This is a genomic window from Streptoalloteichus hindustanus, from assembly GCF_900129375.1.
Lineage (GTDB): Bacteria > Actinomycetota > Actinomycetes > Mycobacteriales > Pseudonocardiaceae > Streptoalloteichus > Streptoalloteichus hindustanus.
In genome coordinates this window covers 575487-590758 of the sequence record NZ_FQVN01000006.1, presented here as the reverse complement: position 1 = coordinate 590758, position 15272 = coordinate 575487, and the positions used below count along the sequence as shown (strand labels likewise).

At 66.4% G+C, this 15272-nt stretch carries 14 protein-coding genes; 12 read left to right on the top strand and 2 right to left on the bottom strand.

The features are described 5' to 3' along the window. Positions 1–14: 14 nt before the first annotated feature. From BUE43_RS21525 to BUE43_RS21495, 8 genes are all read left to right on the top strand, one after another. Entirely contained in the window at positions 15–1655 is a 1641-nt protein-coding gene (locus BUE43_RS21525) for a class I SAM-dependent DNA methyltransferase (RefSeq protein WP_073485946.1), read from the top strand. Beyond that, on the top strand, positions 1648–2772 hold the full coding sequence (locus BUE43_RS21520; RefSeq protein WP_073485944.1) for a restriction endonuclease subunit S: 1125 nt from the start codon (positions 1648–1650) through the stop codon (positions 2770–2772). Before BUE43_RS21525 ends, BUE43_RS21520 begins: the two co-directional genes overlap by 8 nt. Beyond that, on the top strand, positions 2769–6029 hold the full coding sequence (locus tag BUE43_RS21515; RefSeq protein ID WP_073485942.1) for a type I restriction endonuclease subunit R: 3261 nt from the start codon (positions 2769–2771) through the stop codon (positions 6027–6029). The genes BUE43_RS21520 and BUE43_RS21515 overlap by 4 nt, the downstream gene beginning before the upstream one ends. A 213-nt stretch (positions 6030–6242) precedes the next feature. Continuing rightward, a complete protein-coding gene (locus BUE43_RS21510; RefSeq protein WP_200797617.1) occupies positions 6243–8858 on the top strand; it encodes an AAA family ATPase in 2616 nt (871 codons plus the stop codon). Beyond that, the gene (locus BUE43_RS21505) at positions 8855–9280 is read left to right on the top strand and encodes a hypothetical protein (protein WP_073485940.1); all 426 of its coding nucleotides are present in this window, start codon (positions 8855–8857) and stop codon (positions 9278–9280) included. Before BUE43_RS21510 ends, BUE43_RS21505 begins: the two co-directional genes overlap by 4 nt. A 552-nt stretch (positions 9281–9832) precedes the next feature. Next, positions 9833–10507, top strand: coding sequence for a DUF4917 family protein (locus BUE43_RS21500; protein WP_200797616.1), 675 nt, complete (start codon positions 9833–9835; stop codon positions 10505–10507). Continuing rightward, positions 10426–10656 carry a restriction system modified-DNA reader domain-containing protein gene (locus BUE43_RS36010; RefSeq protein WP_407697133.1) on the top strand — a complete coding sequence of 77 codons (231 nt, stop codon included), beginning with the start codon at positions 10426–10428 and terminating at the stop codon, positions 10654–10656. Before BUE43_RS21500 ends, BUE43_RS36010 begins: the two co-directional genes overlap by 82 nt. Positions 10657–11124: 468 nt before the next feature. Then, positions 11125–11487 carry a CBS domain-containing protein gene (locus tag BUE43_RS21495; RefSeq protein WP_073485936.1) on the top strand — a complete coding sequence of 121 codons (363 nt, stop codon included), beginning with the start codon at positions 11125–11127 and terminating at the stop codon, positions 11485–11487. A gap of 440 nt (positions 11488–11927) precedes the next feature. On the opposite strand, the gene BUE43_RS35280 is transcribed toward BUE43_RS21495, so the two are convergent. After that, positions 11928–12068, bottom strand: a complete 141-nt coding sequence (locus BUE43_RS35280; protein ID WP_234995825.1) for a type II toxin-antitoxin system Phd/YefM family antitoxin — start codon at positions 12066–12068, stop codon at positions 11928–11930. Between the two features lie 41 nt (positions 12069–12109). On the opposite strand from BUE43_RS35280, the gene BUE43_RS21485 reads away from it, so the two are divergent. From BUE43_RS21485 to BUE43_RS35275, 3 genes are all read left to right on the top strand, one after another. Then, the gene (locus BUE43_RS21485; RefSeq protein ID WP_073485934.1) at positions 12110–12457 is read left to right on the top strand and encodes a hypothetical protein; all 348 of its coding nucleotides are present in this window, start codon (positions 12110–12112) and stop codon (positions 12455–12457) included. Positions 12458–12499: 42 nt separating this feature from the next. Beyond that, positions 12500–13045 carry a ribonuclease HI gene (gene rnhA / locus BUE43_RS21480; protein WP_200797615.1) on the top strand — a complete coding sequence of 182 codons (546 nt, stop codon included), beginning with the start codon at positions 12500–12502 and terminating at the stop codon, positions 13043–13045. 146 nt (positions 13046–13191) lie between these two features. Further along, positions 13192–13878 (top strand): hypothetical protein, encoded by a 687-nt coding sequence (locus BUE43_RS35275; RefSeq protein ID WP_234995824.1) that lies wholly within the window; start codon positions 13192–13194, stop codon positions 13876–13878. A 44-nt stretch (positions 13879–13922) separates the two neighbouring features. On the opposite strand, the gene BUE43_RS21470 is transcribed toward BUE43_RS35275, so the two are convergent. Beyond that, entirely contained in the window at positions 13923–14366 is a 444-nt protein-coding gene (locus tag BUE43_RS21470) for an SgcJ/EcaC family oxidoreductase (protein WP_073485932.1), read from the bottom strand. Positions 14367–14532: 166 nt separating this feature from the next. Between BUE43_RS21470 and BUE43_RS32875 the strand changes: the two genes are divergently transcribed. Further along, positions 14533–15243, top strand: a complete 711-nt coding sequence (locus BUE43_RS32875) for a class I SAM-dependent methyltransferase (RefSeq protein WP_073485930.1) — start codon at positions 14533–14535, stop codon at positions 15241–15243. Positions 15244–15272: the final 29 nt, after the last annotated feature.

Below are 15272 nucleotides of genomic sequence, written 5' to 3'. Positions count from 1 at the left end.
GGAAGTAAGGAACGATGCCTCCCCGCAAGCGAGCCGCGGCAGCCGCCGGACAGGGCGAACTGCCCGGCATCTCCAGCACCAAGGAGATCCAGGACATCCTGTGGAAGGCCGCGGACAAGCTCCGCGGCTCCATGGACGCAGCCCAGTACAAGGAGTTCGTGCTCGGCCTGGTCTTCCTGAAGTACGTCTCCGACGCCTTCGCCGAACGCCGCGAGGAACTGGCCGCCGACCCCGAGCTGGCCCAGATCCCCGAGCACCGCCGCGCGGCCTTCCTGGAGGACAAGGACGAGTACACCGAGAAGAACGTCTTCTGGGTGCCCCCGACCGCCCGCTGGGACTACATCTCCGAGAACGCGGCCAGCGCGGAAGGCGGCGTCGGCAAGCTCCTCGACACAGCCATGGACGAGGTGATGAAGGCCAACAAGGCCCTCACCGGCGTCCTCCCGAAGATCTTCAACCGCGACAACGTCGACCAGAAGCGTCTGAAGGAACTCGTCGACCTGATCAGCGACGCCCGCTTCACCGGCCACGGCGACCGCCCGGCGCAGGACGTGTTGGGTGAGACGTACGAGTACTTCCTGGAGAAGTTCGCCCGTGCCGAGGGCAAGCGGGCCGGCGAGTTCTACACCCCGGCGAGCGTGGTCCGCCTGATCGTGGAGGTTCTGGAGCCGTACGAGGGGCGGGTGTACGACCCGGCGTGCGGATCGGGCGGCATGTTCGTCCAGAGCGGCAAGTTCGTGAAGAAGTGGAAGGGCCAGGACCACACGCACGACATCGCGATCTACGGTCAGGAGGCCAACGAACGCACCTGGCGCCTGGCGAAGATGAACCTCGCCATCCACGGCATGGACCCCAAGGGCATCGGCGACCGCTGGGCGGACACCTTCGCCGAGGACAAGCACCCCGACCTCAAGGCCGACTTCGTGATGGCCAACCCGCCGTTCAACATGTCCGACTGGGCGAGGAAGACGGACGACCGGCGTTGGAAGTACGGGGTACCACCCCAGTCGAACGCCAACTACGCCTGGCTCCAGCACATCGTCTCCAAGCTGGGCGACCGGGGCAGCGCGGGCGTGGTCCTGTCCAACGGCTCGATGTCGTCCAAGCAGTCGGGCGAGGGCGAGATCCGCGCCGCGATGGTCGAGGCGGACCTGGTCTCCTGCATGATCGCGCTGCCGGGCAACCTGTTCCGCACAACGGCCATCCCGGCGTGCCTGTGGTTCCTGACAAAGGACAAGTCCCCGCAGGGCGCGAAGGCCCTGGCCGATCGGCGCAGCCGGGTGCTGTTCATCGACGCCCGCTCGATGGGCACGATGGTCGACCGCACGGAGCGGATCCTCACGGACGAGGATCTGGAGAAGATCTCCGATACGTACCACGTGTGGCGCGGCACCAAGTCGGCGAAGAACAAGGGCCTCACGTACGAGGACGTGCCGGGCTACTGCTACAGCGCGACGATCGAGGAGATCAAGAAGAACGACTACGTGCTGACCCCAGGGCGGTACGTGGGGGCGGCACAGGCCGAGGAGGACCCGGACGCGGAGCCGGTGGAAGAGCGGATTGCGCGGCTGACGAAGGAGCTGTTCGAGCAACTGGACGAGTCAGCGCGGCTGGACGCGGTGGTGCGGGAGCAGCTGGGGAGGCTCGATGTCTGAGTGGCGCCAGACAACCTTGGACCAGTTGGTCAAGCTCCAGCGTGGTCACGACCTTCCAACTTCGCGAAGGATGCCTGGAAGTGTGCCTGTCATGGGCGCCGCAGGCCGAAGCGGCACGCATGACACGGCGATCGTCAAGGCGCCGGGAGTTGTACTAGGACGCGCCGGGGCGTCCATGGGAAAGGCAACATATTGCAATGTGGATTTCTGGCCGCTCAACACAGCCCTCTACGTAACAGATTTTCAGGGCAATGACCCAAGGTTCGCTTATTACCTGCTCGACCAGATCGATTTTTCTGGTTATAATTCTGGGGCTGCCCAGCCCATGCTCAATCGAAACTACATCACTCAGATTAAGATTTCCTTGCCTGAGCCAACGGAACAAAGGGCTATCGCCGCTACACTCGGGGCACTGGACGACAAGATCGCGGTCAACGAGCGCATCTCCACTACATATGAGCAGTTGCTCATATTGCAGGTCGAGCGCATGGGCCTGGAAACCGAGCCAGACCCCGAAAATTCTGTACCTGTGACCGATCTCGTACATTTCAACCCGAAGGTCGCGAAACCATCCCCGGAAGCCATCTACGTGGACATGGCCGCCCTCTCCACGAATCGCGCGGCCATCAACACCTGGACAAGAAGGGAACCAAAGGGGGGAACTCGATTCGAGAACAGCGACACGCTCCTGGCTCGCATTACTCCGTGCCTAGAGAACGGCAAGACAGGTTATGTCGACTTCATGAAAAAAGGTGAAGTTGGCGTCGGCTCCACGGAATTTATCGTGATGCGCTCGACCCAGGGGGTGCCACCCGAATTTAGCTATTTCCTTGCGCGCAATAGGAGATTCCGCGAACACGCCATCCGAAACATGGTCGGCTCATCAGGGCGCCAGCGTGTCGCCGCCGCCGATCTGGCAAACTTCCAAGTAATCCGCCCTGACGAAAAATTGCTTACCGAATTCGGAAAAATGGCGTCTAATTTTTTTGCGCACATCCGGTCACTTGCGCGTGAGTCGCGCACCCTTGCACGCCTCCGCGACACCCTTCTCCCCCAGCTGATGTCCGGCAAGCTCCGCGTCCGTGACGCTGAGAAGATTGTGGAGGACGCCCTATGACCGCCGAAAGCGTCAGCGAGCAGCTTCCCGCCCACCTCGACGCCAAGATGACCGAGGCCACCTGGGAACACCTCGCCCTGGACGAACTGGGAGAGCTCGCCTGGGAGGTAAAAGCCGGCAAAGACGTCGCCCCCGGCACCGGCCACCGCCGCGACTGGGGCGACCTGATCCTGCACGACGAACTCCAAGCGGCCATCGAGAAGCTGAACCCGGAGCTGACCGCCACCGCCGCCCACGAAGCCCTCCGCATCGCCACCGACCCCGCCTCCCGCGAGGCGTACGCGGAGAACCGGCAGGCGCACGAGTATCTCACCGCCGGCATCCGGCTGACCTACACCGACGAGTTCGGCGCCGAGCAGACCCCGACCGTGCGCCTCGTTGACTTTACGGACCCCGACGCGAACAGCTACCTCGCCGTCAACCAGGTCATCGTCCGAGAAACCGACGGTAGCCACCGCCGCTTCGACATCGTCCTCTACGTCAACGGCCTGCCCCTGGCCGTCGTCGAGTTGAAGAGCGCGTCCGACGAGAACGCGACCCTGAAGTCCGCGCACGCCCAACTCCAGACCTATGTCTCGGAGTTCCCGATCGCGTTCCGCTACAACGTGCTCTGCCTGCTCTCGGACGGCATAACCGCCAAGTACGGCACAATCTTCACACCGTACGAGCACTTCGCGCCCTGGAACGTCGACCACGACGGTGAGCGCGTCGACACCACCGAGCCCGGCTACGACGGCCTCGACGCACTGAACCTGGCGCTGCACGGTCTGTTCACACAGGTCCGGTTCCTCTCCCTCACCCGCAACTTCGTCAACTTCCCGCCGCCCAAACCCGGCGAGTCCCTCTCTGGCAAGCGCATCGCGAAACCGCACCAGTACTTCGCGGTCAACAAGGCGGTGAAAGCGGTCGTCGAGGCGTCCCGGTCAACCGGGCAGGCCGGCGTCGTCTGGCACACGCAGGGCGCGGGCAAGTCGGAGGAGATGGTGGAAACGTCCGCCCTCATCTCCCGCCACCCCGCCCTGAACAACCCCACCATCGTCGTCATCACCGACCGCAACGACCTCGACGACCAGCTCTACGACACCTTCCGGGACAGCAAGACCCTTCTCGGGCAGGAACCCATCCAGGTCAACACCCGTGAGGAACTGCGCACTGAGCTGAAGAGCCGTACCGTCGGGGGGATCATCTTCACCACCCTCCAGAAGTTCGGCCTGAGCAAGGAGGAGAAGCGGGCCGGCAAGTCCCACCCGCTCCTGTCCGAGCGGCGCAACATCCTGGTGATCGTCGACGAGGCGCACCGCTCGCACTACGACAGCCTCGACGGGTACGCCCGCCACCTGCGCGACGCCCTCCCGTACGCCACCCTGCTCGCCTTCACCGGCACGCCGATCTCCAAGGCCGAGGCCGACACCCGGGCCGTCTTCGGCGACTACATCGACGTCTACGACTTGAAGCGCGCCGTCGACGACGGGGCCACGGTCCGCGTGTTCCACGAACCGCGCGTCATCGAGGTCAACCTGCCCAAGGACGTCGACCCGAACACGCTCGACGAGCAGGCCAACAGCCTCACCGAGGGCATGGACGACGCCGAACGCCGCCGTGCCATCAAGTACGCCACGACGATGAACACCGTCTACGGTGCCCCTGACCGGATAGCGAAGCTCGCCGACGACCTGATCGCCCACTGGGAGCGGCGCCGCGAACTGGTCAAGCCCGACATCGGCGGCCCCGGCAAGGCGATGGTCGTCTGCGCCACCCGCGACATCTGCGTACGGCTCTTCGACGCGCTGGCCGAGCGGCGGCCGGAATGGGTGGGCACGGAAGCCGACCAGGGCGTCATGAAGATCGTCTTCCACAGTGACCCCTCTGACGGGGAGCACCTGCGCGAGCACGCCCTGCGGCCGTCCCAGCAGAAGGTCGTCCAGGCTCGCGCCAAGGACCCGGACGACGAGCTGGAACTGCTCATCGTCCACTCGATGCTGCTCACCGGTTACGACGCGCCGCCCATCCACACCTTGTACATGGACCGCCCCATGCAGGGCGCCAACCTGATGCAGGCCCTGGCCCGCGTCAACCGTCGCTTCCGGGGCAAGCAGGACGGCCTCCTCGTCGGCTACGCGCCCCTCACCGACAACCTCAACAAAGCCCTGCGCGAGTACTCCGACCAGGACCGCAAGGATCAGACGCTCGGCGCGGACATCGAGCGGGCCATCACCGAGGTCAAGAACGAGCTGTCGACCATCAGGGGACTGCTGGCCGGGTGCCGCTGGAAAGAATGGCTGGCCGACACCGGCCGTCCCGACTCCCGCAGACGCGCACTGCGCCTGACCGCCGACTTCCTGCGTGACCCGACAAACCCTGGCAACCAGGTCGAGCCCGGTGCCAAGCCGCTCTCCGTCCGCTTCAAGGACAGCGCCGCCCGGCTCGACCGCTTCTACCGCCTCTGCGCGATGAGCCGCGTCATCGTCGAGCGTTGCGTGGACATGGACGACTGGCGCCGCGACATCGCCTTCTTCAGCGAGGTCCGGGCCTGGATGATCAAGCTCGACGCGGCGCAGCGCGAGGCGAGCGGGCAGCCGCTCAGTGTCGAGGTGCAGCGCTACCTCCAGGCATTGGCGGCCTCGGTCGTCGACGCCGACGAGATCACCGATCTGTACGCGGAGGCCGGGATCGGCAGGCTGGACATCACCCGCATCAACGAGGCGCAGCTGCGCAAGCTGGCGAACTCCGAGACTCCGCACCTGGTCGCCGAGGCGCTGCGCCGCCTGATCCAGCAGAAGATGCGCGAGGTGACCAAGCACAACGTCGTCCGCAACGAGAGCTTCTCCAAGCGCCTCGACGACCTGATGAAGCGGTACATGCTCCAGCAGCTCACCAGCGCCCGGGTCATCGCCGAACTCGCCGCCCTGGCCAGGGAGGTGTCGGCGGAGGCCCGCCGTGGTGAGCAGTTCGACCCGCCACTCAGCCACGCGGAGCTGGCCTTCTACGACGCGGTCGCCCAGAAGAACATGGCCGAGCTGGTGGAGGGCGGCCAGGACACGCTCGCCAAGATCGCCCGAGCCCTGGTCAAGGACATCCGGAAGAACCTCTCCGTCGACTGGCTCTCCCGCGAGCCCGTCCGGGCCAAGTTGCGCACCCGCATCCGCCGCGTGCTGGCGATGTTCGAGTACCCGCCGGAGGAGGAGCGCGAGGCGGTCGACCTCGTCCTGAAGCAGATGGAGATCGTGGCCGCCCTGTGGGCGCCTGCCGCGAAGTAGGCAGGAACGTGATGGGCGGGCCGAGTGCCGCCCGCCCATCACGGCCAGGTGTGCTCGATCCAGTCATATCGGTGACGTTCTGCCCGGCGATGGTAATCGGTGCACTCGTCATCCAGTCGACAAGACGGTATGGGCGCGAAGCGCTCCTCGGGCGTCAACTCGCGTCGAAAGTATTCGAATTACGATAACCCAGGTTATCGCTGAATAAGTGGATTGCGGCAATCCTCCGTCCCTAACGTCTGTCCCGTCGTACCGGGCTCGCGAATCGTCGGAGGCTCACCCCCTCTCGCTTACCGCGTCCGCCCGGCCGACCCCACCGGAACGAACCACAAGAGGGCGGAGAGCGCCATGACGGAAGACCTTGAGCACCACAAGCGCCCGGAGCACATCGCGCAGACCGGACAGGACCCCGGCAGCGGCAGCCCATCGACGCTCTCCCAGCTGGCCAGCCGCCTCGAAGCGTCCACCCTCCCCGAGGGAGTCAAGGCGATGCTCCGCGAGGCGCTGGGCGAGGCGGGAACTGGTGCGGGCGCGTCAGCAGGCCCGCGCCCCGATCAGCGGATGTTCCTCGAATCCATCAGCGTCGCCGGCTTCCGCGGCATCGGCCGCAAGGCGCGTCTGCCGCTGACCGCGAAGCCCGGTGTCACTCTCGTGATGGGGCGCAACGGTTCGGGGAAGTCCAGCTTCGCCGAGGGCGTCGAGACCGCGTTCACCGGACGGACCGCCCGCCTCGACAAGCAGCGCGGTGAGGTATGGCGCCGGCACTGGCGCAACCTGCACGACGGGGGCGAGCCCAAGGTCGAGGTCCGCCTCTCTGCTGCGGGCGACGCCAAGCCGTCCACTCTGACGTGCACCTGGTCGCGCGGCGACGTCACGGCTCCCGAGGTCGAGTTCAAGCGACCGGGGCAGGGACGGCGGCCCTTCAAGGAGGCTGGCTGGGAGCGGGCGCTGCACGACTACCGGCCCTTCCTGTCGTACCACGAACTCGACAAGGTCATCAGCGGCAGGCCCAGCGAGCTGTACGACTCGATCGCCACCATCCTCGGACTCGGCGAGCTGACGGCCGCGGACGAGCGGCTCCAGGCCGTCGAGAAGGAGCTCAACACGGCGGTGAAGGCGGTCGAGGCGGAGCTGCCCGTCCTCGTCGAGGCGCTCTCCGCGCTGGACGATCCCAGGGCGGCACGCGCGCTCGCGGCTGTCAGCGCGTCGGGGACGCCCGACTTCGGGGTGCTGGACGCCCTCGTGACCGGACTGCCTGATGCGGACGACGAGCACCTTCGGGAACTGCGCGCGATTGTCGAGCTGTCCGGTCCCGACCTCGACGCGGTCGGTACGGCGGTGGACCGGCTGCGTAAGGCCATCGCCGCACTAAACGACGTGCGCGCCTCGGGTGCCGAGGACGCCCACCAGCGCGCCGAACTGCTGTCCAGGGCCTTGGACCACAGCCGCCGGCATGCGAACGAGGACATCTGCCCGGTGTGCGGGGCCGACCGGCCGCTCGACGAGGAATGGGCCGAGCGGGCCGCCGAGCAGGTGGCGGTCTTGCGGTGCGATGCAGCAGCCGCGCAGGAAGCCCGCACCAAGCTGCGGGAGGCGATGGACGCCGTCCGATACCTCGTCACGCTGGTCCCCGCCTGGCTGCCCGCCCCGCTGGCCGTTCCGTGGAAGAAGTGGGCGGCCTGCCGGGAGATCGACGATGCCGAGCGGCTCGCAGCCCACGCCGAGACCGCCGCGCTCGTCCTCGCCGACACCTGCGCTGCCCTGCGCGAGGAGGCCGCCCAGGAACTGGAGGAGCTCGACGAAAACTGGCGGCGCTGCGTCACCCGCCTCGCCGCTTGGCTCGGCCGGGCCCGGACCGCGTACGAGGGCAGGCCCCGGCTGCGCCAGGTTAGGACGGCCCGCAAGTGGCTCAAGGAGGCGTGTGCCGAACTGCGCGAGGAACGGCTGCGGCCCTTCGAGGACCACTCACAGCGGGTCTGGGAGGAACTGCGTCAGCAGAGCAACGTCGACCTGCGTTCCGTGCGCCTGACCGGCAGCGAGAAGGCCGCCGTGCGCAAGCTCGTGATGGACGTGTCCGTGGACGGTACGGAGGCCGCCGCGCTGGGCGTCATGAGCCAGGGCGAGCTGCACTCACTCGCGCTCTCGCTCTTCCTGCCACGTGCCGCCGCACCAGGCAGCCCTTTCGGGTTCGTCGTGATTGACGACCCCGTGCAGTCCATGGACCCCGCGAAGGTCCACGGCCTCGCGAAGGTCCTGCACCACCTCGGTGAGACCCGCCAAGTCGTCGTCTTCACCCACGACACGCGGCTCCAGCGGGCCTTCACCAACCAGGAACTTCCGGTGACGGTCCTGGAGGTGGAGCGGCAGGCGCGCTCGACGGTGACCGTGCGCCGGGTGACCGACCCGGTCGTCCAGGCGCTGAGCGACGCACACGCTCTCGCCCGTACGCCAAATCTGCCGCCAGCGGCCCTGACGCACGTGCTGCCTGGTCTCTGCCGCACTGTCCTGGAACGTGCCTTTTCCGAGGCCGCCTGGCTGCGGCTGCACCGTGCCGGACTGACCGAGCACGAGGCGGAGAAGACCGTCACGGCCGCCGTCAAGCTGACGGACATCGCCGCCCTGGGACTCTTCGGGGACTCGTCGAGGACGGCGAGCGAGGTCTACCGCGAGCTGTGCAGACGCTGCGGGCCCGCGGCGGTGGACCTCATCCGGCAGTGCCAAGAAGGCGTCCACCCGACCGGGACCCCGATGCCGGAGCCCTTGCGGTTCGTGAGGGACATCGAGGCCATCGCCCAGATCGTGCGCAAGCTGGAGGTGGCCGACCAGTGAACCCAACGATTCATGAGTTGCTGCATACCGCCGACCAGCTCCTTGCTGCCCCCGCCTCCAGTGATCTCCCCAGCGCCGAGGCCGCAACAACCGTGTCCGACCCGTCCGTCATGCTCACCGTTACGACGGCGAGTCGGTGCCGCGGTGCGGCCTTCGCTCTCCGCGTCGCGCTGGAGATCGCGGTCGCCGCCCGCCTCACCGCGCACCGCGCGCCCCGTACGATTCGCGAGGGCAACATGCGAGCCGCGCTTCTCTGGCTTCGCGGCTGTGTCGAAGCCGGGACCGCCCGCCGGGCGAAGGCCGCTTGGAGCCAGCTTTGCCTCGGCTGCCACTACCACCAGTACGAGATCGGTCCCACGGAGGACCAGGTTCGCTCCTGGCGGGGCGAAGTCGCGGCGCTAGTCGCACTGATGGGCCGGTGACTACGAGTGGACCGTGCCATCAGCCGGTTCGGCAACGGGAAGGCCCTACGCCAGTCGGCACAAGGGTCGCTGCCAGGAGGGGAAGCACGTAGGACGAGATCAAGAGGGCAGTTGTCGTCGCCCCGCACCGGAGCGGCACCATGGCAACCGGTACGTCCAAGCGAACGCGGTACCGCCTTAGCGTTGCCCACCATGACCCAATCAATCACGACCAGCCAAAACGTGTCGTGCAAGGAATTCGCGTTCTTCCTCACCCTTAGCGGACCATACCCAGCAACTTGCGGTTGGACCCGACAGGAGGGCAAGGCAGCCGCAGCGCCTGGAGACAGCCGCTTGGACTCCCCTGAGTCAGGTCAGCGTGTACGTCCGCAGTCCAGTGGTGCCACCCTGCCAGCATGGACTTCTACTCGCTTGAACGCCCTCATCCGGGCAGCCAGGTAATCCCTCTGCGAGGAACAGACCACAGTGGTCCTCGCAAGATCTTGGACCGTTCGACGTAACAATCGTAGCACTCGAAGCGAACCACAACCATCGGACACCAAGGAGGTAGGAGTGAAAACCTTCGACGAAGCGTTTAAATGGCTACTGGAACCGCTTAAGCCCCAGAAGCGACCACATGCACTTTTGGGGAACGGATTCAGTATGGCACTCGACCCCTCCAGGTTCTCTTATTCAGCACTCGCCACGGCAGCAGAATCTGACGACCTACTTCCAGCAGACGCGATTAGCGTAATGCGGAAGACAAGCACTGTGGATTTCGAGAAAGTCATCCGACAACTCGAAGACACGGCACAAACGCTAAAGATTCTCGCAGCGTCCGACACCGTCGACATAGTGGCCAGGCTTCTGAAGTCCTCGGCGACTCTCCGCGAAGCTTTGGCACAATCCATTGCCGGCCTACATCCCGATAGGCCGTACGACATCGAAAAAAGTCGGTACATCTCGACCCGCGACTTCCTCGATAGATTCGACCACGTCTTCACAGTCCCCGGCGGCGCCGGCAAGACCACCAGCCCCGAGGCCTTCTCCTCCCTCATCGACGACGTCGAGCACCGCCTCTTCGACGTCCTCCCGGACGACACCTGGTTCTACCCAGGCCACGGCGACGACTCCACCCTCGGCGCCCAACGCCCCCACCTCCCCGAATGGCGCCAACGCGGCTGGTGGCCGTGCCCGTCTCAGATAGCCGTCGTGAAAACATCCGCGACCTTGTGGAAGCGGAACTGATCGCTGCGGGTGACCGGCTGAGGCTCACCCGCCCCAGGTCAGGCGAGGAACATGTCGCCACTGTGTCGCCCGACGGGTGCATCGTCCTCGCGAACAGGAGGGAGTACCTGACGCCGTCGGATGCCGCGAGGGCGGTGACCAACAGGTAAACGGGTGGCACGTGTGGCGAACCGAGGCGGGCCGTACTCTCGCATCCCTTCGAGACGAGTTTCGCGATGCCGGGGCAGGCGACTCCTCTACGCGCCATACGAGTACCTCAGTGAGGTCACTGAACAACTGAGAGCGGGAGACACCGTCTCGGTCACCGTGCGCGAATTGCTACGGCGCTGGAACGCGCGAACCCGGGGAACCGTGGTGACTCGCCAGATCGAGAAGGACCTCGCGATCCACGGCCTGACGACGTTCCCGCATTTTCGCAACGTCGCACTCGACACTCTGGTGTGGTTCATCGCCCTTGACCACAAGAATATATCGGAATCAACGGCCAGCCCCATATTCAACGTACACACGCTACCTGGATCCGATTCCGCATCCGAACCCGAACAGAGGAGAGCGATTCACCACAGATCGGACTCAAGGTCGGCAACCTGCCGTCAGCTCTGGGTGGAGTTACCTTCGTGTCACCGGAGGGCACCGTCGAGCAGGCGATAACACTGATGCAGATCGATGATTTCTCCCAGTTGGCCGTGATGTCCGCCAACAAGCGCAAACTGGCCGGCGCGGTGACCTGGAAGTCGATCGCCATCGCAAGACACATCAACCCCGACGCCATACTGTGCGACTGCCTTATTGACGCCCCAGAAATCACTTACGATCAAGCGCTCGTCGATGTGCTGAGCGTCCTCCAGAGCGTCGGTTTCGTCTTCGTCCGCAACGAGATAAACGAAATCAACGGCATCGTGACAGCGGCGGACCTGGCGCATGGGCACGGCTGGACACCAAGCTGGACCGCGCTCTCTTCTGTAAGAGGTTGGGGATGATCCGCGAAGTCCGCAACGACATCATGCACTTCAACCCGGAGGATCTCCCGACGAACACCGTCGACATGCTCCGAAATCTTCTACGCATGATCCGTCTGAACATGCCACTTCTGAGCTGAAGCACTGCCGGCCAGCCGCCGAGAGAGTGGGCTGCCTCAGCCCGGCTTCACATCTCACCCACTTCCGCACCACCACCCGACCCGACAAATTCGGATTGCGGTCAACTCGAGGATCTTCGACAGCACCGTCAGGGTTGACCAGCCCATGGTCAAGGGAAGCGCAGGTGTGCGTCAGCCGACATGTGCCGGTCAGCTACGGCCGCGCTTCCAGGAATTCCTCGAGAAGGTGATCTCCGGCAGCGAAGAACTCGTCAGCTTCGCGCCGCATGTCTTGATCAACCCGTGGCAGCTTCCTGTGCCGCTCGACCAGCTCCTCAGCGGTCAGGCGTGGCCGATCGGGCAGCGGACGAACTCGGCGATTCCTACGCCGTCACGAGTGATGCGGTAGGTCTCCCCCAGATTGACCGCTTCCAGGATCGCGGCGAAGTTGTCGCGGAGCTCCCTCTGGCTGATGACCTTCACAGCTCAGCGTAGCCCCCGGCGCCACCTGAGCTCATCCTCCGATGAGCGACGTGGTCGGTCGGCTGCCCGTGCCACTCGGGCAGAGCGCTCTGATCGTGTTCCAGAACCGCGACCTCAAACGCTGCACCGCGTTGCTTCGCGAGGCGAACGTCCCGTTCCTTCCGCTGGACAAGTACACCGGGGAACTGGACGACAAACTCAAGATCGGAACGGTGTACCGGGCCAAGGGGCTGGACTTCCAGGCCGTCCTGGTCGTTCGGTTCGCGGCGGCGGACGCTGGTGGCGAAGCGGCCGTTCAGGAGTTGCGGGAGCTGAGGGAGCGGCAGGAGTTGGTGGCTGCCACTCGGGCGCGGGATTTTCTCTGGTGGGGTGACGTCGAGAGCCTGTGAGGCGAGCCGTCGGCGCCGGGAGGGCGTCGGTATGTTCCGTGCGTGGTGGAGCACGAGGTGAGGCCGACTGTGGACATCTACACGGATGGCGCGTGTAGCGGTAATCCCGGTCCCGGTGGCTGGGGCGCGGTTCTGCGGAGCGGTAGGCACGAGAGGGAGTTGTGCGGCGGCGAGCCCGGGACGACGACGAACAACCGAATGGAGTTGATGGCGCCCATCCAGGCACTGGAGTGCCTGAAACGCCCCAGCGTCGTCCGCATTCACACGGACAGCACCTATGTGCGCAATGGGGTCACGTCCTGGCTGCCCCGGTGGAAGAGCAACGGATGGCGAACCAGCGACAAGAAGCCGGTGAAGAACGTCGACCTGTGGCAACGCCTGGACGCGGCTGCCGGCCCGCACGACGTCCAGTGGTTCTGGGTGAAGGGGCACGCCGGGCACCCGGAGAACGAACGCGCTGACCGGCTGGCGGTTCGCGGACTCCAGGAGGCGGTCGCTTCGGGGGGTTCCGGCTCGCGCGAGCCGGCCCCAGCCCGGGCCGTGAAACTCAGCGAGGAAGGGGCGTTGCCCCTTCCGTACGCCACCTGATAGGCCCTGCGGCTTCTGGTGTTCCGCGCCGAGCGCATGGTGCTCGGGGTCGGCCGTTCAGGTGTTCTCCTCGCGTTTCTGGCCACCACGTTCCGTTTCTCCCCTAGAACGGCCGCCGGGTTCGGCGGACGTGATGGAGGAACCGGATGGCGAACCGGAGGATCGGCGGAGCCGGTGGTGGGTCGGATCCCGGGCCGGGAAAGGGAAAGGCCGGGGTGTTCGTCGCGGCGGCGGTGAGTGCCGGTCTGGTCGCCGCGGCGGGCAGCGGCGCCGGTGGGACCCTGCTGGGGAGTTCCGGTGGGACGGCGAGTGGTTCCTCGGGTGGGGCCTCGGCCGGGAAGAGCGTCAGCGCGCGGAAGGCCGAAGGGAAGAAGGCGGCGCGCAGGGGTAACGCCGACGAGGCGTGGGACCGCATGGGAATGCGGAGGATCAAGCAGGCGGTGCGGCAGGACCTCGACTGCCTCCGCCATTCCTTCGGTCAGGTGCAGCAGTTCTTCGTCCGAACGCCGTGCACGTCACTGGACCGGGTCGTGCTCGCGGTGGGCGACGGCGGGAACACGGTGGTGGTCTCCGTGGTCTGGGTCAGTTTCCGGGACCGAGGTGATGTGCGGCGGTTCCGGGACGTGATGGACGTGCACGGAAGTGGGGACATCAAGCCGCTGGGCAGCGCGTTGCTCGGGATGGCGGACATCCGGTTCACGGGGCACCACTACCACGCTCACTCGAACGGGCGCACGGTCGCGATAGCCGAGACCGAACGGGTGAGCGGGCGGGTCAGTGACGAGATGTTGGGGGCGATGGCGGAGGTGGCCGCGCTGCTGCCGCGCCCCTGACGCCGGCGCACCGGGGCCGCCCGGTCGGGCGGCCCCGAGGGGGTTCACCGGACGACGAGGGTGTTCTGGCGGGCGGCCACCCACCAGCGGCCCTGCTCCTTGACCAGGACGTAGAGCGCGTTCATCGCGTGCTCGGCGTCGATCCGCTCGCCCTCGGGCGTGGTCGCCCACGCGTGCTTGTGCGCGATGGCGACGTCCGGGCGGAGGAAGAGGACGTTGGCCAGGTGGTACTGGGCGTACTCCTTGCTCAGGAAGCCGCTCAGGCCCTTCCGGCTGGAGTCGAGGAGCGCGTCCCAGCCCGAGATCTGGACGCCCATCGCGTTGACGACCGTGGCGTTCGCCGCGAAGTGGGCGTTCATCAGCTCCGCGTCGTTGGTGTTGAAGCCCTTCTCGACGTCCGCGACGATCCGCCGGATCTCGGCGATGTCCTGCTCGTGGTCGGTGGCGCCGTCCTCGATGACGGGCGGCTGGGGCGCTGTCGTTGCCATGCGACCAGCCTCCGACCTCAACCAAGCACGAGGTCAACTCGACCGGACGGACGTCACAGCGGGTGGTTCGCGCGGACGACCCGCGACCGGGGGATCGGCAAGGGGCTCGCGGCGGGCGGAGGATGCCGGGGGGAGCAGTGCCGTGCGCCGTACGGAGGAGGACGTGATGACCAGTGGGCTCGCCGAGGCGTGGGAGCGGTACTGGCGCGAGCTGCCGACGACACCGGGGGCCGCGCCGTGGGACGGGGACGCCACGGCCCACGTGGCCGAGCACGTCCCGCTCTTCCAGCCCTACTTCGAACCGGACCTGCCGCTGCTGGACGTGGGCTGCGGCAACGGCCGGCAGACGTTGTTCCTCGGGACGTGCTTCCCCCGGGTGATCGGGCTCGACGTCTCGGCGACGGCGGTGGAGCGGGCCATGGCCGGGTACGTGCCGGACAACGTGGAGTTCCGGCAGCTCGACCTGCTCGACAACGCGGCGGTGGCGGAGCTGGCCGACGAGTTGGGGGACGTGAACATCTACATGCGGACGGTCCTGCACCAGCTCCCGCCGGAGATGAAGCCGGCCGCGGCGGCCAACCTGGCACGCCTGGTGGGCGCCCGGGGACACGTGTTCGCGTTGGAGCTGTCCCCCGAGGCCGGGGAGCTGCTCGGCGCGATGGCCGACGACGAGGCGGCGATCCCCAAGGTGAAACGGGTGATGGGTTACGGGATCGTGGCCGCCCAGTGGTCCGGGCAGGACGAACGCCACCTCCTGGAGGCGGCGGGTCTGCGGCTGTTGGAGAGCGGGCGGACCAGGGTGCAGACCACCGACCACCTCGGCGACGGCTCCCCGCTGGTCCTCCCCGCCGACTACGTCGTGGCCAACCGCGCCTAGCCGCCGCGAACTCCCGCGTGGGGCGCCGG